This is a genomic window from Methylobacterium sp. Leaf87 (genome assembly GCF_001422775.1).
Classification (GTDB): domain Bacteria; phylum Pseudomonadota; class Alphaproteobacteria; order Rhizobiales; family Beijerinckiaceae; genus Methylobacterium.
On the sequence record NZ_LMMI01000005.1, the window covers coordinates 174803 to 190765 of the forward strand.

The 15963-nt window shown below is 68.6% G+C and carries 22 protein-coding genes and 1 tRNA gene; 10 read left to right on the forward strand and 13 right to left on the reverse strand.

The window, feature by feature from the left end; genetic code table 11:
- Nucleotides 1–6: 6 nt before the first annotated feature.
- Together tgt and queA are read right to left on the reverse strand one after the other, a co-directional pair.
- A complete protein-coding gene (gene tgt, locus ASF22_RS05290) occupies nt 7–1182 on the reverse strand; it encodes a tRNA guanosine(34) transglycosylase Tgt (protein WP_056262161.1) in 1176 nt (391 codons plus the stop codon).
- A gap of 59 nt (nt 1183–1241) precedes the next feature.
- Nucleotides 1242–2327 carry a tRNA preQ1(34) S-adenosylmethionine ribosyltransferase-isomerase QueA gene (gene queA, locus ASF22_RS05295; protein ID WP_056262164.1) on the reverse strand — a complete coding sequence of 362 codons (1086 nt, stop codon included), beginning with the start codon at nt 2325–2327 and terminating at the stop codon, nt 1242–1244.
- A 162-nt stretch (nt 2328–2489) separates the two neighbouring features.
- Here queA and ASF22_RS05300 point away from each other — a divergent pair, with 162 nt between their 5' ends.
- From ASF22_RS05300 to ASF22_RS05310, 3 genes are all read left to right on the forward strand, one after another.
- Nucleotides 2490–2741 (forward strand): hypothetical protein, encoded by a 252-nt coding sequence (locus ASF22_RS05300; RefSeq protein WP_056173512.1) that lies wholly within the window; start codon nt 2490–2492, stop codon nt 2739–2741.
- Between the two features lie 46 nt (nt 2742–2787).
- Nucleotides 2788–3069 carry a hypothetical protein gene (locus ASF22_RS05305; RefSeq protein WP_244474202.1) on the forward strand — a complete coding sequence of 94 codons (282 nt, stop codon included), beginning with the start codon at nt 2788–2790 and terminating at the stop codon, nt 3067–3069.
- A gap of 139 nt (nt 3070–3208) precedes the next feature.
- Nucleotides 3209–4096 (forward strand): cation diffusion facilitator family transporter, encoded by an 888-nt coding sequence (locus tag ASF22_RS05310; protein ID WP_056173505.1) that lies wholly within the window; start codon nt 3209–3211, stop codon nt 4094–4096.
- A gap of 29 nt (nt 4097–4125) precedes the next feature.
- Here ASF22_RS05310 and ASF22_RS05315 read toward each other — a convergent pair whose 3' ends face one another.
- A complete protein-coding gene (locus ASF22_RS05315) occupies nt 4126–4455 on the reverse strand; it encodes a hypothetical protein (protein ID WP_056262169.1) in 330 nt (109 codons plus the stop codon).
- A 110-nt stretch (nt 4456–4565) separates the two neighbouring features.
- Nucleotides 4566–5318 carry a lipoyl(octanoyl) transferase LipB gene (gene lipB / locus ASF22_RS05320; protein ID WP_244474206.1) on the reverse strand — a complete coding sequence of 251 codons (753 nt, stop codon included), beginning with the start codon at nt 5316–5318 and terminating at the stop codon, nt 4566–4568.
- Nucleotides 5319–5396: 78 nt separating this feature from the next.
- Here lipB and ASF22_RS05325 point away from each other — a divergent pair, with 78 nt between their 5' ends.
- The 5 genes from ASF22_RS05325 (at nt 5397) to ASF22_RS05345 (ending at nt 7080) form a co-directional block, all read left to right on the forward strand.
- Nucleotides 5397–5699, forward strand: a complete 303-nt coding sequence (locus ASF22_RS05325; protein ID WP_056173501.1) for a FliM/FliN family flagellar motor switch protein — start codon at nt 5397–5399, stop codon at nt 5697–5699.
- Between the two features lie 176 nt (nt 5700–5875).
- Nucleotides 5876–5960, forward strand: a tRNA-Leu gene (locus ASF22_RS05330).
- A 364-nt stretch (nt 5961–6324) separates the two neighbouring features.
- Nucleotides 6325–6507 carry a DUF3606 domain-containing protein gene (locus ASF22_RS05335; RefSeq protein ID WP_056095126.1) on the forward strand — a complete coding sequence of 61 codons (183 nt, stop codon included), beginning with the start codon at nt 6325–6327 and terminating at the stop codon, nt 6505–6507.
- Nucleotides 6508–6622: 115 nt separating this feature from the next.
- Nucleotides 6623–6787, forward strand: coding sequence for a hypothetical protein (locus ASF22_RS05340; RefSeq protein WP_056262172.1), 165 nt, complete (start codon nt 6623–6625; stop codon nt 6785–6787).
- An 86-nt stretch (nt 6788–6873) separates the two neighbouring features.
- Nucleotides 6874–7080 (forward strand): DUF3606 domain-containing protein, encoded by a 207-nt coding sequence (locus ASF22_RS05345; protein WP_056262176.1) that lies wholly within the window; start codon nt 6874–6876, stop codon nt 7078–7080.
- An 8-nt stretch (nt 7081–7088) separates the two neighbouring features.
- On the opposite strand, the gene ASF22_RS05350 is transcribed toward ASF22_RS05345, so the two are convergent.
- On the reverse strand, nt 7089–7541 hold the full coding sequence (locus ASF22_RS05350) for a DUF488 domain-containing protein (protein ID WP_056262179.1): 453 nt from the start codon (nt 7539–7541) through the stop codon (nt 7089–7091).
- A 201-nt stretch (nt 7542–7742) separates the two neighbouring features.
- On the opposite strand from ASF22_RS05350, the gene ASF22_RS05355 reads away from it, so the two are divergent.
- A complete protein-coding gene (locus ASF22_RS05355; protein ID WP_082479241.1) occupies nt 7743–8615 on the forward strand; it encodes a GH25 family lysozyme in 873 nt (290 codons plus the stop codon).
- A 31-nt stretch (nt 8616–8646) separates the two neighbouring features.
- On the opposite strand, the gene ASF22_RS05360 is transcribed toward ASF22_RS05355, so the two are convergent.
- The 5 genes from ASF22_RS05360 to ASF22_RS05380 all read right to left on the reverse strand — a co-directional run bounded on the left by ASF22_RS05360 (nt 8647) and on the right by ASF22_RS05380 (nt 13920).
- A complete protein-coding gene (locus ASF22_RS05360; RefSeq protein ID WP_056262181.1) occupies nt 8647–9327 on the reverse strand; it encodes a hemolysin III family protein in 681 nt (226 codons plus the stop codon).
- Between the two features lie 600 nt (nt 9328–9927).
- Nucleotides 9928–11058 carry a COX15/CtaA family protein gene (locus tag ASF22_RS05365; RefSeq protein WP_156647612.1) on the reverse strand — a complete coding sequence of 377 codons (1131 nt, stop codon included), beginning with the start codon at nt 11056–11058 and terminating at the stop codon, nt 9928–9930.
- Between the two features lie 321 nt (nt 11059–11379).
- Nucleotides 11380–11583, reverse strand: a complete 204-nt coding sequence (locus tag ASF22_RS05370) for a hypothetical protein (protein WP_348271122.1) — start codon at nt 11581–11583, stop codon at nt 11380–11382.
- An 89-nt stretch (nt 11584–11672) separates the two neighbouring features.
- Nucleotides 11673–11858 (reverse strand): hypothetical protein, encoded by a 186-nt coding sequence (locus ASF22_RS05375; RefSeq protein ID WP_056262184.1) that lies wholly within the window; start codon nt 11856–11858, stop codon nt 11673–11675.
- 253 nt (nt 11859–12111) lie between these two features.
- Nucleotides 12112–13920: an adenine deaminase C-terminal domain-containing protein gene (locus ASF22_RS05380; protein ID WP_056262186.1), complete on the reverse strand. Its 1809-nt coding sequence runs from the start codon at nt 13918–13920 to the stop codon at nt 12112–12114.
- A gap of 286 nt (nt 13921–14206) precedes the next feature.
- Between ASF22_RS05380 and ASF22_RS05385 the strand changes: the two genes are divergently transcribed.
- Nucleotides 14207–14464, forward strand: coding sequence for a hypothetical protein (locus tag ASF22_RS05385; protein ID WP_056173479.1), 258 nt, complete (start codon nt 14207–14209; stop codon nt 14462–14464).
- Nucleotides 14465–14542: 78 nt separating this feature from the next.
- On the opposite strand, the gene ASF22_RS05390 is transcribed toward ASF22_RS05385, so the two are convergent.
- From ASF22_RS05390 to ASF22_RS05400, 3 genes are all read right to left on the reverse strand, one after another.
- A complete protein-coding gene (locus ASF22_RS05390) occupies nt 14543–14764 on the reverse strand; it encodes an alkylphosphonate utilization protein (RefSeq protein WP_056173476.1) in 222 nt (73 codons plus the stop codon).
- A 15-nt stretch (nt 14765–14779) separates the two neighbouring features.
- Entirely contained in the window at nt 14780–14983 is a 204-nt protein-coding gene (locus tag ASF22_RS05395; protein ID WP_056173473.1) for a hypothetical protein, read from the reverse strand.
- A 144-nt stretch (nt 14984–15127) separates the two neighbouring features.
- Nucleotides 15128–15892 (reverse strand): SOS response-associated peptidase, encoded by a 765-nt coding sequence (locus tag ASF22_RS05400; protein WP_056262189.1) that lies wholly within the window; start codon nt 15890–15892, stop codon nt 15128–15130.
- Between the last annotated feature and the right edge of the window lie 71 nt (nt 15893–15963).

Below are 15963 nucleotides of genomic sequence, written 5' to 3' on the forward strand. Positions count from 1 at the left end.
GGGCGTTCAGGCGGCGCGCTCGGCCTCCGCCTTCGCCCAGGCCTCCCGGGTCCCGTCGCAGAAATCGGCGAGGCGGCCTTGCGCGATGGCGCCGCGCATCCCGGCCATGAGGTCCTGATAGTATGACAGGTTGTTCCAGGTGAGCAGCATCATCCCCAGGATCTCGTCCGTGCGCACGAGGTGATGGAGATAGGCGCGGCTGTAGTCCCGCGCCGCCGGGCAGGACGACGTTTCGTCGAGGGGCCGGGTGTCCTCGCCGTGGCGGGCGTTGCGCAGGTTGATCCGGCCGTGGCGGGTATAGGCGAGGCCGTGCCGCCCGGCTCGGGTCGGCATCACGCAGTCGAACATGTCGATGCCGCGGGAGACCGAACGCATGAGGTCGTCGGGCGTGCCGACCCCCATGAGGTAGCGCGGCTTGCCGGCGGGAAGATGCGGCTCCACAGTCTCGATCATCGCCAGCATCACCGCCTGGGGCTCGCCCACCGCGAGGCCGCCGATGGCGTAGCCCTTGAGGTCGAGATCCACGAGGGCGCGCGCGCTCTCCACCCGCAGATCGGGACTGTCGCCACCCTGCACGATGCCGAACATCGCCTTGCCGGGCTGCTCGCCGAACTGCACGCGGCAGCGCTCCGCCCACCGCAGGGACAGGTGCATCGCCTTTTCGATGGTGGCCCGGTCGGCGGGCAGCCGAACGCATTCGTCGAGCTGCATCTGGATGTCGGAGCCCAGCAGCCCCTGGATCTCGATGGACCGTTCCGGGCTCATGTGGTGGGTCGAACCGTCGACATGCGAGCGGAAGGTGACGCCCTGCTCGTCGAGCTTGCGCAGGGCCGAGAGCGACATCACCTGGAAGCCGCCGGAATCCGTGAGGATCGGCTGTGGCCAGTTCATGAACCGGTGCAGGCCGCCGAGCCGCGCCATGCGCTCGGGGCCGGGCCGCAGCATCAGGTGGTAGGTGTTGCCGAGCACCACGTCGGCGCCCAACTCCCGCACCTGACCCGGATACATCGCCTTGACGGTGGCGGCCGTGCCGACGGGCATGAAGGCGGGCGTACGGATTTCTCCACGGGGCATCGCGATCGCGCCGGTGCGCGCGGGTCCGTCGGTGGCATCCACCCGGAAGGTGAACGCGCTCGGAAGGGGGGACGTGCTCGGAAGGGGGGACGTGGCTGGTTCGGACATCGGCGCTCCTTAGCACCGGATCGACCGGGTGGGCAGGCGGGACGGTGCGCCGGCCTCCCCTACCGCCCCGCCGGAAACAGCAGGCTCGAATCCCCGTAGGAGTAGAACCGGTATCCGTGCTCGATCGCGTGCGCGTAGGCGGCCCGCATGGTCTCCAGGCCCGAAAAGGCCGAGACCAGCATGAACAGGGTCGAGCGCGGCAGGTGGAAGTTGGTCATGAGGGCGTCGACGGCGCGGATCGGCGTCCCGGGCGTGATGAAGATCTCCGTCGGACCCGAGAACGGGTGCAGCCGCCCCTGCGCGTCGGCGGCACTCTCGAGGAGGCGAAGGGCGGTGGTGCCCACCGCCACGATGCGCCCGCCCGCCGCGCGGGTCCGGTTGAGGGCATCGGCCGTCTCTGCCGTGAGGATGCCGATCTCCGCATGCATGCGGTGATCCTGCGTGTCGTCGGCCTTCACCGGGAGGAAGGTGCCGGCTCCCACGTGCAGGGTCACGCGGTGGCGGTGGAGACCGGCGGCATCGAGATCGGCGAGGAGTGATTCCGAGAAATGCAGGCCGGCGGTGGGAGCCGCCACGGCCCCGGGCCGAGCGGCATAGACGGTCTGGTAATCCGTGGCGTCCTGGGCATCCGTCGGGCGCTTTCCGGCGATGTAGGGCGGCAGCGGCAGGCTGCCGGTGGCGGCGATGGCGGCGTCGAGGGCCGGACCCGAGAGGTCGAACCGCAGGGTGATCTCGCCGGCCTCGCCCTTCTCCTGAATGGTCGCGTCGAGGCCGCCGAGGTCGCAGGGCTCGCTCGTCCCGTGGCGGCCGAACGCGACGCGATCCCCCGGCGCGAGGCGCTTCGCCGGTCGGGCGAAGGCGCGCCAGGTGTCCAGGCCGGCGCGCAGGTGCAGCATCGCCTCCATGCGCAGGCCGGGGGAGCCGGGACGATGACGGATGCCGGTGAGCCGGGCCGGGATGACCCGTGTGTCGTTGAACACCAGGGCGTCACCCGGCCGCAGGAGGCCGGGCAGGTCGCGCACGGCCCGGTCTTCGAAGGGCTCGCCCGGCTGGACCACGAGGAGACGGCCGGCATCGCGGGGGGTCGGGGGCCGCAGGGCGATGGCCGCCTCGGGCAACTCGAAATCGAAGAGATCGACGCGCATGCCGCGCCAACAGCACGGTTTGACGGGTCGGATCAATGGGCGCGACTCTCGGATCGATGAGCGGGGACTCGGGAGCCCGGGAACGTGGGAACTCGGGCGCACCGCTCCGGTTCATGCTTCACCCGTACGGATGCCGTGCGAGAAGGCAGAGCGAGCTTCCGAATGACTTGGTATGCGTTGAGACCCCGCGATCCCGCCGATCCGCGCTGGCCCCTGCCCGACAGCCCGAGCATCACCCTCAAGGCGGACGATCCGCAGGCGGCACGGGACAAGTTCACGGCGGCCTATCCGAGTCGTCCGTTCGGCACGCCGGGTTCGCCCGTGGCCGATGCGGGCGATGCGGGATTTCGCGACGACCCCGATGCGCTGCTCGTCGAGGAAGCGCCGGAGCCGCAGAGCCCGCCGCCCGCCTGAGCACGGGTCCGCTCCCAATCCCTTCTCCATTCCGGGAAGCCGCGCCATGCCCCCGTCCGCTTCGAACACCAAGCCTCCCAGGGCGAAGCCGTCCGCCGTGTCGTCGCCCCTGCGCGTGACCCTGGATTCGCAGCTGCTCACCTATTGGGAGCGCGAAGCGGTCCGCCTCGACGCCCTCGCGGCCTCCACCCGGTTGAGTTGGATCGCGCGGGGCTACGCCAGAAAGGCCGAGCGGGCGCGCGCCCAGGCGGCCCGGAGCGCCGATCGGGAGGCCGCCCGGGGCCGGATTCCTGAGGCCATGCGCGACGGCGACGAACCGGCCACCTGACGGCAGGGGGTAGGGCAGCGGTTATAGCCGAGCCTCAATCGTTCAGTGGCGGGTTCAACCTTTGCCGTGGCCTTGGGGGCGTGCGGGCGCGTAAGGGCGGGTTCGATCGGACCCCGACCCCGACCCATGGAATGCCGTGATGGACCGCACTCAGAAGGCCGCCCTGGCGAGCGCCGCCATCGGCACCCTCGTCACCGGCGTCAAGTTCGCGGCTTTCGCCCTCACGGGCAGCCTCGCGCTCTACTCCGATGCCCTCGAGAGCATCATCAACGTGGTGGCGGCGGCCTTCGCCTTCGTCGCCCTGCGGGTGGCCGCACGCCCGGCCGACGACGATCACCCCTACGGCCACCACAAGGCCGAGTACTTCTCCGCCGTCATCGAGGGCGCGCTCATCATCGCGGCGGCGATGCTGATCCTGCGCGAAGCGTTCCACGGCATCCTCGACCCGAAGCCCCTCGACGCGCCGGTCCTCGGTCTGGCGGTGAACGGCGTCGCGACGGCGATCAACGGGGTGTGGGCGGTCTATCTCCTGGGCCGCGCCAAGGCCTGGCGCTCGCCGGCCCTGGTGGCCGATGCCCGCCACGTCATGGCCGACGTGGTGACCTCCCTGGGGGTACTCGTGGGTCTCGGCCTCGTACTCCTCACGGGAGCGGCGGTTCTCGATCCCATCATCGCCGGTCTGGTCGCCCTCAACATCCTGTGGTCCGGCTGGACCATGGTGCGCGACTCGGTGAGTGGCCTCCTCGATCGTGCCGCCCCGCCCGAGATGGTGACGAAGATCCGCGAACTCATCTCGCTCCACGGAGAGGGCGCCCTGGAAGCGCACGACGTCCGGACCCGCCACGCCGGGCAGGCCACCTTCATCGACTTCCACCTCGTGGTGCCGGGCGAGATGACGGTGCGGGATTCCCACGAGATCTGCGACCGCCTGGAAGCGGCCATCGAGGGCGCCGTCGAGGGCGCCGTCGTGGTGATCCATGTGGAGCCGGGCGAGCAGGCCAAGGGGCGTGGGGTGCCGGTGGTGTGACAGTCGCATCCGGTCCTCGGTTCCCAACACTATCGGATTGCGCCGGGCGGGGCTGCCGTTTTCGACTCCGATATCTGGATGCGGGCGGCGAACCACGTGAATCCGGCCGAGAGGATCAGAAGACCTGTGACGACTGTGTTAGCGAAGTGTAGCGGACCACTATCGGTTTCCTCGACGCCGATGGCGAAGGTCCACCAGGCGAGTTCCGCACTGCCGTAGAGGATCACGGCCGCGTAGAGCCAAGCAAACGCGTATCGCCAAAGGGCGACGGCCGTTCTCCGACCGAACAGGCTACTGCAAATCGTAAGTGCGACCGCTGGACCGAACAGGAGGACGAGAAGGACCAAGAGCGTCTCCATGGAAATCCTGGTAACCACTGCTTTGACGCAACGATGGTCTTCGCGTAATAGAATGCGCCGTCCATACTGATCCAGCAGTGTGGAGTATGCGCCGAAGCCCGGTGGGCGCGCTATGGTGCTCCATCGACCTTGAGTTGTAGCGTTTCCCCGAAGATCGCCTCGAACGCTGCGCGCAGCTGCATGTCCACCTCCGGAAGGGTCACGAGATGGCCGAGATCGACGAGGCTGGTGACGCCGTGGCCGGTGATGCCGCAGGGCACGATGCCGGTGAAGTGCGCGAGATCCGGCTCCACGTTGAGGCTGATGCCGTGGAAGCTCACCCAACGCCGAACCCGGATGCCGATGGCGGCGATCTTGTCCTCGACTCCCTCGCCGTCGACCTGCCCCTTCTCGGGGCGGCGCACCCAGACGCCGACGCGGTCCTCGCGTCGCTCGCCCCGGACGTTGAAGGCCTCGAGGGTTGCGATCACCCACGCCTCCAGGGCGGCCACGTAGGCGCGCAGGTCCGTGCGCCGGCGGTTGAGGTCGAGCATCACGTAGGCCACCCGCTGGCCGGGACCGTGATAGGTGTATTGCCCGCCCCGGCCGGTCCGATGAACGGGAAAACGCTCTGGATCGACGAGGTCGGCCGCCCGCGCCGAGGTGCCGGCCGTGTAGAGCGGCGGATGCTCCAGCAGCCATACGCACTCCCGGGCCTGCCCCGCCGCGATCTCGGCGGCCCTCGCTTCCATGTAGACGACGGCCTCCCCGTAGGGGACCGGCACGTCGCTGATCCGCCATTCCACCGGCGGCGAACCGGCGCGGGCGAAGAAATCCCCGGTTCGGACGCCGAGCCGTGGGGCGATTAGGGATTCGTTTACCAAGGCTTCACCATCGCGCATGGACAGTCGGTTCCGGGGCCGGTGCGGGTGCGCGCTCCTCAGGGTGAAGGAACGGGTCGCGTGGCGGTTCTCGAAGATCTCAAGGTCGACCTCAAGGTGGTTCTCGGGCGCCGGCACATGCCCTTGCACATCCTGCTGCGCATGGGGCGCGGCGCCGTCATCGAACTCGAAGCCACGGAGAGCGATATGGTGGAAATTCTGGCCAACGACCATCCGATCGCGCGGGGCCAGATCGTGGTGACGGGAAACCGCATCTCCGTCGAGGTCACCGAGCTGATCCGCAAGGCGGAGGTGGTGCGCCTGCCCGGGGTCACCATCGGCGAAGGCGCTGTTCCGGTCCTCGACGGCGTCGATTTCCTCTGAAGCCGCGATTTCCTCTGAAGCCGCGATTTCCTCTGAAGCCGCGATTTCCTGCAAACCCGCGATTTCCTGCAAACCCGCTTGTCGGCTCCAGATCCATCTGCTAGTTGCTGCGCCGCGCCAGACGAAACGGACGCCTCGCCCGACCGGGCCGGCTTCGAGACGATGGTGACGACGATGCGGCCATGGCGGAATTGGTAGACGCGCTAGCTTGAGGTGCTAGTCCTGCAAGGGGTGGAGGTTCGAGTCCTCTTGGCCGCACCAACATAACGATGTTGGTGCTTGAGACTTCCGAGGTGTGGCGAGGATTTATCCGCCGACCTCGGCTCTGGGAACAGGTCCGCCGCAACGGTCGGCAACGTTCCCTCGCTCGGTGACGAGCGCGAAGATCATACATTCTCCCGCGTGGCTTTGCGAAATCGGTGGGTTGTCCGAGGTCCGATTCATTCGGAGCCGGATGTGCTGGCGTCTGTCGGAGCGGAGTGGGATCTCCACCGCTCCGGGTTCGGCGCGGCTGGCGGTAACCCTGGACCTTCACGACCGCACGGCCCGGCCGGCCTCCGAGCCCCCCGAGAAACTTTCGCATGCGGGCCTGCGAGCGGCACGCCTTTGGTTTGGAGGAACGGACATGGCCGGGTTGAAGGACAAGCGAGGCTTCATCGACAAGGACCGGCTCGATCTGTCGGAGCGCAAGGCCGTCGAGTTCTGGATGAAACGATGGGGCGTCACGCAGGACCAGCTCACCACCGCGCATCGGAAGGCCGGCCGCATGGTCAAGGACATCGCCGCGGAGCTGGGCAAGAAGCGATAGGCGATCCGGTCGGCGCACGCCGAACGCGGCGGCTGGGGCGTCCCCTGCCCGCCGCCGCGTCGCCGGAACGCGACGGCTCTTCGGGAGCCCGCGCGCGAATTCGACGTTACCGCACATGACCCAGATGCCAGACGACAACCTCGACCATTATACCCTCGGCTTCCATGCGCCGCGCAAAGGTTTGCGTCGCCAGGATTGCCCCTATGCGGAGGGCACCGAGGCGCACGCGCAATGGACGGCCGGATACGATGCGGCGGTGAAGGACGGCAAAGAAGCGTGAGCGGCATTCCGGACGCCACCGAACCGCGGCCCACCGGGTCGCGTTGATCCAGCGCTTGTCTCAAGCCCCCCGACCGTGGACGCCCCATGAACGAGAACCCGAAGCCCGATCCGCATGCCCCGAGATCGGTGAACGTCACCGAGCCTTGGACGCGGGCCTATTGGGCGCGCTACTTCGAGGTCCCAGTGGAAGCCGTCGAGGACGCCGTCGCTACGGTGGGCGAGGATCCGGGCGCCGTCGCGGCCCATCTCGGCAAGTCCTGGCCGGCGCAGGATGGCGGCGGCATCGTCTGACGGCATTCCTAGACGTCCACCCCGTAGAGATCGACGGTGACGAAGCCGCGCGCTTCCATGCGCTCGGCCAAGACCCGGCGGTGGCAGCGGGCGGGGTCGCGCTCGAAGCACATCAGGCAGGTCGGACTTCGGGCGGCAAGGTCGCACAGGGCGTCGAGGGCGAGGCCGCCATCCGCAGTGTCGAGGACCTCCTCACAGTAGATCTGGCGCATGAGCGCGGGGTCGTCCGCTCGCGCGGCCTGCCGACCGGCTTTCGGGGTCCCAAGGGTCCGGGCGTGATTGTAGGATAGACCGGCCGCTTCGAGGCCGGCTTTCAGGGCGCCCTTGGAAAACCCGCGTTTGCGCGAGTTCGCCACGGCGCGGACATCGGCGAGTGTCCCGACCCCGGCATCCGTGAGGGCCAGGGTGAAGCGCTCGGGATCGAGGCCTTCGTAGCCGATGGTGAACACAGTCTTACGCATCCGGCCTCCTCTGCAAATGCTGCGTTTCGCGCGGGACTTAGGTGTTTTCCGGCCTGTGGCCAACCGTGGAACCTACGGCGTATGTGGCTGACCGGTCACGACTTCCCGAAAACCGCCGCATTGCCGTCAAAGCTCTGTTAACCGCGCACGGGCATCCCTTACCCGTTGTTGCGTTCGTGGAAAGTGATGGGCCGGGCATTGATGTCGCTGACGAACAGGACTGCCCCGACCGTCCGCCGTACCCGCCGTGGTGAAACGCGCCTCGGTGGCTGGGCGAGCCGGATCGCCGGAATCGCCCTTCTCGCGGGCCTCGCCGCCTGCTCCGGCACGGCGACGGACTTCTATCCGACCAAGGGCGACGTGAAGCCCCATCCCGGCGTCGCGCGCGCCAAGCAGCATCCGATCCAGGGCATCGACATTTCGAAGTGGCAGGGCCCCATCGACTGGACGTCGGTGCGGGCGGCCGGCACACAGTTCGCCTTCATCAAGGCGACGGAGGGCGGCGACCACGTCGACGAGCGGTTCCGCGCGAATTGGGACGGTGCGGCCCGGGCCGGCGTTCCGCGTGGGGCCTATCATTTCGTGTTCTGGTGCCGCTCGGCCCAGGACCAGATCGAGTGGTTCAAGAAGAACGTCCCGCAGGATCCGACCGCCCTCCCCCCGGTTCTCGACGTGGAGTGGAACGGCCATTCGCAGCTTTGCCCGAAGAAGCTGCCGAAGGCCCAGGCGCTGGGAATGATCCGCTACATGCTCGACGAGATGGAGCGCTACACCGGCAAGCGCCCGATCATCTACACGGACATCACGTTCCACAAGGACGTACTCGAGGACGAGCTGCCGGATTACCCCCACTGGGTCCGCTCCACCGCGGCCGAGCCCGAGCAGCGCTTCGCCAAGCGCAAGTGGATGCTGTGGCAGTTCACTTCCACCGGCCGGGTGCCGGGCGTGCGCGGCGACGTCGACCGCAATGCCTTCTACGGATCGACGGCCGAATGGGCCTCGTTCCTGGCCACCGATTGCGACCCGCGCGACCACCATTCCCTATCCGGACGGGGCCTCTGCGCCGGCAAGTAGAGGAGGCGAAACGACACAACGTCCGAAGGGTTCAGGCCGCGGCCTGGACCACGGTGGTGAGCACCGTGCCGTAGTGACAGGCCGTGGCGGCCAGTACGAAGGCGTGCCAGATGGCATTCTGGTACGGCAGGCTGCGCCAGACGTGGAACACCACGCCGAAGGAGTAGAGCAGTCCGCCGATGGCGAGCAGCCACAGGGCGGTGGGCTCGAGCCGCGCGATCACCGAATCGTAGGCCGCCAGTCCGCTCCAGCCGAGAAGCAGGTAGAGCCCGATGGCGGCCCGGTCGAAGCGTCCCGGCAGCGTCAGCTTGAGGGTGATGCCGATGCCGGCCACCAGCCACACGGTGGCGAGTAGGCCCCAGGCGATGGCGCCAGTGCCGACCAGGGCGACCAGCGGCGTATAGGTGCCGGCGATCATGAGATAGATCAGCGCGTGATCGGCACGGCGCAGGAGCCACTTCCGGCGACCCACCGGCCACATGTTGTAGGTCGCCGAAACGCCGAGCATCGAGACGAGAGCGGCGCCGTAGACCGCGACCGCCGCCTGATCGATGGCCGGGAGCGGCGTCAGGGCCGCGAGGATCACGATCGCGATGGCCCCGGCGAGGCCGAGGGCCACGCCGAGGAAGTGGACGATCCCGTCGGCGAGAAGCTCGCGTCGGGTGTAGTTCCAGTTCAGCCCCGCGGGGCGTCCATCCTCTGCCAGGAACATCGCTGACTCCGATCGGTCATACGAAAGCTACGCTCGGCCGTGCCGGAGCGTTCCCGGCGAAAACTACCGAGTTCGTGCTGTCCACAGGAATGGCTTCGTGCGGACACGCTTCCGGCAGCGTGTGACACGGATTCGCGCCTGCCCGGGTGTGGCTTGGCCTACCCCGGAATCAGTCCGGAGTAGCGGCTCGCGATCACAACGGCCCAAGCGATTCCCAGCACACCCGTGAGGCCGAAGACGATGCGGCGCGTCTGGCGATCGCGTGTGTGACGGCGGACCGGTCTTGCCGAAGACCGGGGCTCGATCTTCACGGTTTCGGTGCTCGAAATGGGCTCTACCAAAGGCTTACCAAGCGTCATGCAGTCGTGGTCCTCGTTCGTTGGGCGCGGAGAGAACGCGAAATGCCGAGCGTCGCCGGAGGCATAACGCGCGTGCGTCGATCGGGTTCGCTGCATCGCAATAATGCGCGGCTTCCGAACGATGGTGTACCCTGGCGGCCGAGGGAAGCGCCCTCTTCCGAGCCGCGTGCGCGTCGACACGGAGCGCGAGAAGGCGGTGGATTGGAATCCGTCCCGCGCGCGCGAATTCCGTTCGGCGGGATCAGGTCGCGCGGTTGGTCAAGGCCTCGAAGCCGAAGGCCGGTGCCGCTTCGGGGCGCATCGGCCGAGCCGTCACACCGGGGCTCAGGCGGGCGTGGACCGTCGCCATCGTCAGCACCGCCATGGCGAAGACCTGATGGCTCAGCCCGGCCCAGAGCGGAACCGCGAGAAGCAGGGTCGTGATCCCGAGGGCGGCTTGCGCCAGGACGAGGACGGCCACGCCGGTGGCGCGCCGTGCCGTGCCGCTGCCCGGCAGGGTCCGCCGCGCGTCGACGGCATGGAGAATTGCCACGGCAAGGAGGACATAGGCGATCAGGCGGTGGTCGAGTTGCACCAGGGCATGGTTGTCGACGAAATTCTCGATCCAGGGCCGGACGGCGAACAACTCGGCCAGGGGCGGCGCGAAGGCACCGTCCATCCCCGGCCAGGTGTTGTAGACGAGGCCTGCCTTCGATCCGGCGACGAGGCCGCCGAGGAAGATCTGCGCCAGCACCAGGGCCATCACGGCCACGGCCGTGCGGTTGAGCCTGGCCGGCACCGGCGCGGAGGGGGCGGCGCGCAGGCCGGCGGCGAGCCAGACGAGACCGGCGAGGATGAGGCTCGCGGTGGTGAGATGCAGGGCGAGTTTCAGCGGGGCGACCGCCGTCATGCCAGGCTCGAGGCCGGACGCGACCATGATCCAGCCGATGGCGCCCTGGAGGCCGCCGAGGAGGCCGAGGCCAAGGAGTCCGAGCCCGAGGCGCCGGCTCAGGAGCCCACGCCACCAGAACCACAGCAGGGGCAGGAAGAATGCGAGGCCAACGAAGCGTCCGAGGAACCGGTGGCCCCATTCCCAGGCGTAGATCGTCTTGAAGTCGGATAGGCCCATCCCCTGGTTGAGGATGCGGTATTGCGGAGTGCCCTTGTACTTGTCGAACTCCGCCGTCCAGGCCTCGGCCGAAAGCGGCGGGACGGCGCCCGTGACCGGACGCCATTCGGTGATGGATAGCCCGGAGCCGGTGAGGCGCGTGGCCCCACCCACGGCCACCATGCCGACCACGAGAGCCGCGAGCACGTAGAGCCAGACACGTACGGCACGGTATTCGCCCGCGCGGCGCGTGTGCTCCTGGCCGGCTGCATGTCTGGACATCATCGCGCCATCCCGTCCGCCACCCGACGATCCCTATCGGAGACCGGGGAGGTAGACGCAGGCTCGCGCGAGGGCAACGCCCGTTGGGGACGCAGCGGCCTCGTACGGAAGGCCGCTATTCGGCGGCGGCCAACTCCCGGCTGCGGTTCAGCGCCATGAGATCGAGGAAGGCCACCACGAGCCAGGGGCAGGCGATTCCGATGAAGAAGGCCATCCGTATTGCCTCGTTCCGCGTGACGATGCCCGATGATAGGCCACTGGCGCCGCACCGCAAGCGGTCAAACACGGCGTAACGGACGAGGCGCTGTCACGCCACGGGCGGCCTCACGCCATGGCGGCCATGGTCCAACGGAGCGTGAGGCCGACCAGCACGCCGCCTCCGAGGCAGCGCCGCCAGGGATTGACGCCGCGGGCGACCTCGTCGACGGCCCAGACGACCAGCGCCCCCAGGCCGACACCCCGCAAAACCGTCCCCGCCGGCCCAGCCGGGGCGAAAGCCCAGTCCGCTCCAGCGCAGAGGCCGAACATCACGAGCGGCGCATTCGGCCATTGGGCGACGGTGATCGCGCCGGTGCGTCGGTCGCGGAACCACCAGTCGCGCGCGCGTGCGAGGGCGCTCAGATGCGTCGCGCCCCGTCGGCCTCGCGCATGGGCTGGCAAATCTTCGGGCTCAGCTTATCGAGATGCTCGCAGGCATTGCGCAGGTACCAGGTTCGCATGTCGGGTTGCGAGGGCGCCACGTACATCCCGACGAGGATGAACGCGATGGCGCCGACGATGACGAGGGTGAGTAGGCTACGCATGGAGTCGCTCCGGGGAATCGGGCCGTGGGCCTGCCGATAAAGGGGCTCGCCGATGCCCCGGCCCGCGCCCTTCGCTGCTCGTGGACACAGGAACCTCTCAACGCGCGAGGGCGCAAAAAGAAGCAGCCCGCCGCCGCTTGGGCGAACAGGCTGTTTGAAAGGCTTGGGAGGAAGCGAGGCTGTTGAGACCCTGACTTACAACCCGCGCTAGGGTTGGCCAGTTCCTCGCGAGCCGGCAAAAATAACACCGGGTTCAGGAGGCCTCGAACAAGGGCACGATGCGCATCCCCGGGACGAGGACGAGGCCCTTGTCGGTGATGCGGATCTCGGGGATCACCGAGAGGGGAATCAGATTGAACCCCATATAGGGAATGGTGCACCCGGCGCGCGTCCAGGCGTCCTTCAGGACACGGACTTCCCCGGCCACCGCCGTGACCCGCTTGTCGGAGAGGAGACCGGCGACCGGCAGGGGCACCAGGGCGACGACGGCTCCGTCCTCCACGACGCAGACCCCGCCCTGGATGGTGCCGATGGCGTCGAGGGCCACGCGCATGTCGGCCTCGTTCAGGCCGGCGACGATCACGTTGTGCGAATCGTGGCCGACGCTGCTCGCCACCGCGCCGCGTTTCAGCCCGAACGCCCGCAGAAGCCCGTGCGCGACGGTGCCGGAGCGGCCGTGACGTTCGATCACCGTGACGAAGGTGAGGTCGTTGGCGGCCAGCGTCGTCGGCCAGTCGGCGCTGGGGGTGAGGTCGAACACCTCGTGGGTGAGTTCGATGCCCGGAAGCGTGGTGCGGATGGCGTTGACCCGCACCGGACCCGCCGGCAACGCCGGAACCAGGCCCGGCAGCGGATCGGGCAGGTGCACCGTCGCGTAGGCCGGGGCCGGGTAGCGGTAGGGCTGTGACAGGGCGGCGTCGAGGAGCGGGGTGATCGACCGGTCCTTCACCACGCATTCCCCGCCATACCAGGTCGATTGCGGCACGAGATCGTCGTCGAGGAGGACGAGATCGGCGCGTCGTCCGCCGCCGAACCCGCCGATCTCGCCATCGAGGCCGTAGCGCGTCGCCGGGTGGAGCGAGCCCATGGCCCAGGCCTGGGCCTTCGGGATGCCGAGGCGCACGGCCTCGCGCACCACCCAGTCGAGACCGAAGGCGAGGAGGTCCTGCGCGTCGCGGTCGTCGGTGCAGACGCAGACGCGCTTGGCCGAAGCGCCGTAATCCAGCACCGTGCCGATGGCCTTCGGAAGGCTGTGCCACGGCGTCGTCGGTGGCCCGCCGCGCAGGTAGATCCAGATTCCGGCTTCCAGGAGGTCGTCGGCGATATCCCGGTCGATGGCCTCGTGGGTGTCGGTGACGCCGCTGGCCGCGTAGGTGGATACGAAGCCGCGCCCGTAGATGTGTCCGGAGACCGGACGACCACGCTCCAGCGATGCCGCGATGATAGCGTGCGCGCGCGGATCGCCCTCGCAGACGGCGACGAAATCCATCTTCTCCCCGAGGCCGATGGCTTCCGGCCACTGGTCGAACAGGGCCGCGATCTTGGCCGCCGTCAGGTCGCCGCCGGCGGTTTCCAGATCGGGTGAGGTCGCCGGCACGGTGCTGGGCACCGTGAGATAGATGTTGAGCGGTGCCTGACGGGCATCCTCCAGCATCCATTCGACGCCGTTCACATCGAGCACGTTGCCGATCTCGTGGCTGTCGCACACGATGGTGGTGGTGCCGTTGAGGAGCGCGGCCTCCGCATAGGCACAGGCCGTCACCATACTGCTCTCGATGTGCAGGTGCGGATCGACGAGGCCCGGCGCCAGAAGGCCCCCGCCGAGGTCGATACGCTCGGCCGGGCCCCGATAGGTTCCCGCCGGCATGATGGCGGCGATGCGGCCGCCGCCGATCCAGACCTCACGGTCGGGCAGGATGCGGTCCGAATAGGTGGAGAGCAGGCGGCCCCCGGTGAGGACGCGATCCGGCTCGGCCCGCCCCGAGGCCACGGCCGCGAGTTGCCGCGTCATGCTGGCGAGGGGCGCGACGGAAAAGCGCGTCAGGTTTGGTTTCTCGGTCATGCCGGCTCCCTGGGCATCCGCGGCTGTCGCTCACGCGATCCTGCCGAGGGGCACGGCCCGTGCCAAGATCCCGCAGGGAGTCGGCACGGCCGGCCCCGAAACGGGTTGCCAACCGCCCGTCGCGATCCCATTTAAGGCCCATGCCGGTCGCGACCCACGTCGCTCGACCGGAGACGGCCACGATGACGGTTTGGGGTGACGCCGGATGTACGCGCACCTCGGGCCTCTCCGTGGCCGTTGGCTTTTGCCCTATCCCTTTGTTCCAGCGTCCGAGCATCGTCCCGTCATGGCCAAACGCACGAAGTCGAAACCGCAGGAGCGTGGCTCCGTCCTGTTCGATGTCCTCTACGAGGACGAGTCCCGCGCCTCGAACCGGCGCGTCCCCATGGAAATCCTCGGCGGCCTCGACGGCGATGCCCCGGCGCGGGAGATCATCGAGGAGCAGGACCGGGTCATCGCCGAGAAGTCGGGCCGGCCGCTGAAGCCGATCCGGAGCCTGACCCGTTCGCCGATCCGCGTGCCGAGCGCCGTGACGGGCGACTGAAGCGACCAAGGCTCCCGGGGCGGCCGGTCCGAAGCAACGGCCGCCCGCGCCTGGGTTCGCCTCAGGACCGGGTTCGCCTCAGGACGAGGCCTTCTTCAGGAACTGTGTCTTCAGAACCAACCCTTTGACCTTCTCGGCGTTGCACTCGATCTCCTCGGGATCGCCGGTCAGGCGGATGTTCTTGATCAGGGTCCCGCGCTTCAGGGTCGTCGAGGTTCCCTTCACCTTGAGGTCCTTGATCAGGGTCACCGCATCGCCGTCCGCGAGCTTGGTGCCGTTCGAATCCTTGGTCTCGTCCATGACCGTGTCACGTCGTCAGGCCATCGGCGGGGTGTAGGGCTGTCCCGCATCGGTCAGGGCCCGGTCGACCGCCTCGATGGCGAGGAGGATGCGCATCAGGTCTTCGGCGGCCGAAGCGGCGGCGAGTTCGCTAGCGCCGATGCGCTTCGACAGGGCGCTGCGCTGCCGGGCCAGACTGGCACGTGCCCGGTTCAGGTCGGCGATGTCCTCGGGCGTCATGGTCTCGTCTCCCCGTTCTGTGGTCGGGCGGGGCCGAACCGGCCGATGGACCGTCTCGGCCCCGCACGCAGTGTTGCGAGCGATGCCGCCTTTGGCCCCCCGACGCAACGTCGGAAATCACGGCGCCCTTCGGAACGGCCGGTCTCAGAACAGCGAGCCCTGCGCATCCTCGTCGCTGGAGCGCGGCCGATCCTTCGCCGGAATGCCTGGGGCCTCGGGTGCAACGCTCGGCTGCTCCAGCGGCACGACGAGGTCCGGCCCATCGTTGCGGGCGTCGTTCACGCGCGGGCTCACGGGATCGAGGGTCAGCCAGTCGTCCGGGCACGGCCGGCACAGGGCGGCGGCCGAAGCGGGCTCGACGCCGCGCGTGTCGAGCCAGGGCTCGACCTGATCGCGCGACAGGATCGCCGGCATGCGGTCATGGACCGCCGCCATGAGCCCGTTGGCGCCCGTAGTGACGATGGCTGCCGTATCGATCTCCGAGCCGTCGGCCCCGAGCCAGTTCTCCCACAGACCGGCGAGCGCCATCGGCGCCCCGTCGGCCCGGCGGATCATGAACGGCGTCCTCGTCGCCGTCTTGCCCGTGCCTTCGCGGCGCCACTCGTAGAACCCGTCGGCGAGGAAGACGCAGCGGCGGTGGCGCAGGGCCCCGCGAAACGTCGGCTTCTCGGTCATCATCTCCACACGGGCGTTGATGACGAGGGGAAAGTCCTTCGGATCCTTGAGCCAGCTCGGCCACAGGCCCCAGCGCACGAGCCGGAAATGCCGGCTCCCGTTCTCGACGTGCACGATCGGCACCGGCTGGGTCGGGGCGATGTTGTAGCGCGCCGGAAAGTTCGGCTGCTCGGCATAGCCGTAGAACCGCCGGTAGAGTTCTGGCGACTGGAGAGCGAAGTAGCGTCCACACATGACGGGACGATCAGAAATCCAGTCCGGTTCGGCAAGGGGCGGCGAAGGTCGAGATCGACGGGCACGGTCAC

Excerpts from the sequence above, each read along its gene's own strand:
- tgt (WP_056262161.1), bottom strand. The coding sequence starts at position 1,182 with ATGTCCGAACCAGCCACGTCCCCCCTTCCGAGCACGTCCCCCCTTCCG.
- queA (WP_056262164.1), bottom strand. The coding sequence starts at position 2,327 with ATGCGCGTCGATCTCTTCGATTTCGAGTTGCCCGAGGCGGCCATCGCC.
- ASF22_RS05300 (WP_056173512.1), top strand. The coding sequence starts at position 2,490 with ATGACTTGGTATGCGTTGAGACCCCGCGATCCCGCCGATCCGCGCTGG.
- ASF22_RS05305 (WP_244474202.1), top strand. The coding sequence starts at position 2,788 with ATGCCCCCGTCCGCTTCGAACACCAAGCCTCCCAGGGCGAAGCCGTCC.
- ASF22_RS05310 (WP_056173505.1), top strand. The coding sequence starts at position 3,209 with ATGGACCGCACTCAGAAGGCCGCCCTGGCGAGCGCCGCCATCGGCACC.
- ASF22_RS05315 (WP_056262169.1), bottom strand. The coding sequence starts at position 4,455 with ATGGAGACGCTCTTGGTCCTTCTCGTCCTCCTGTTCGGTCCAGCGGTC.
- ASF22_RS05335 (WP_056095126.1), top strand. The coding sequence starts at position 6,325 with ATGGCCGGGTTGAAGGACAAGCGAGGCTTCATCGACAAGGACCGGCTC.
- ASF22_RS05340 (WP_056262172.1), top strand. The coding sequence starts at position 6,623 with ATGACCCAGATGCCAGACGACAACCTCGACCATTATACCCTCGGCTTC.
- ASF22_RS05345 (WP_056262176.1), top strand. The coding sequence starts at position 6,874 with ATGAACGAGAACCCGAAGCCCGATCCGCATGCCCCGAGATCGGTGAAC.
- ASF22_RS05350 (WP_056262179.1), bottom strand. The coding sequence starts at position 7,541 with ATGCGTAAGACTGTGTTCACCATCGGCTACGAAGGCCTCGATCCCGAG.
- ASF22_RS05355 (WP_082479241.1), top strand. The coding sequence starts at position 7,743 with ATGTCGCTGACGAACAGGACTGCCCCGACCGTCCGCCGTACCCGCCGT.
- ASF22_RS05360 (WP_056262181.1), bottom strand. The coding sequence starts at position 9,327 with ATGTTCCTGGCAGAGGATGGACGCCCCGCGGGGCTGAACTGGAACTAC.
- ASF22_RS05365 (WP_156647612.1), bottom strand. The coding sequence starts at position 11,058 with ATGATGTCCAGACATGCAGCCGGCCAGGAGCACACGCGCCGCGCGGGC.
- ASF22_RS05370 (WP_348271122.1), bottom strand. The coding sequence starts at position 11,583 with ATGTTCGGCCTCTGCGCTGGAGCGGACTGGGCTTTCGCCCCGGCTGGG.
- ASF22_RS05375 (WP_056262184.1), bottom strand. The coding sequence starts at position 11,858 with ATGCGTAGCCTACTCACCCTCGTCATCGTCGGCGCCATCGCGTTCATC.
- ASF22_RS05380 (WP_056262186.1), bottom strand. The coding sequence starts at position 13,920 with ATGACCGAGAAACCAAACCTGACGCGCTTTTCCGTCGCGCCCCTCGCC.
- ASF22_RS05385 (WP_056173479.1), top strand. The coding sequence starts at position 14,207 with ATGGCCAAACGCACGAAGTCGAAACCGCAGGAGCGTGGCTCCGTCCTG.
- ASF22_RS05390 (WP_056173476.1), bottom strand. The coding sequence starts at position 14,764 with ATGGACGAGACCAAGGATTCGAACGGCACCAAGCTCGCGGACGGCGAT.
- ASF22_RS05395 (WP_056173473.1), bottom strand. The coding sequence starts at position 14,983 with ATGACGCCCGAGGACATCGCCGACCTGAACCGGGCACGTGCCAGTCTG.
- ASF22_RS05400 (WP_056262189.1), bottom strand. The coding sequence starts at position 15,892 with ATGTGTGGACGCTACTTCGCTCTCCAGTCGCCAGAACTCTACCGGCGG.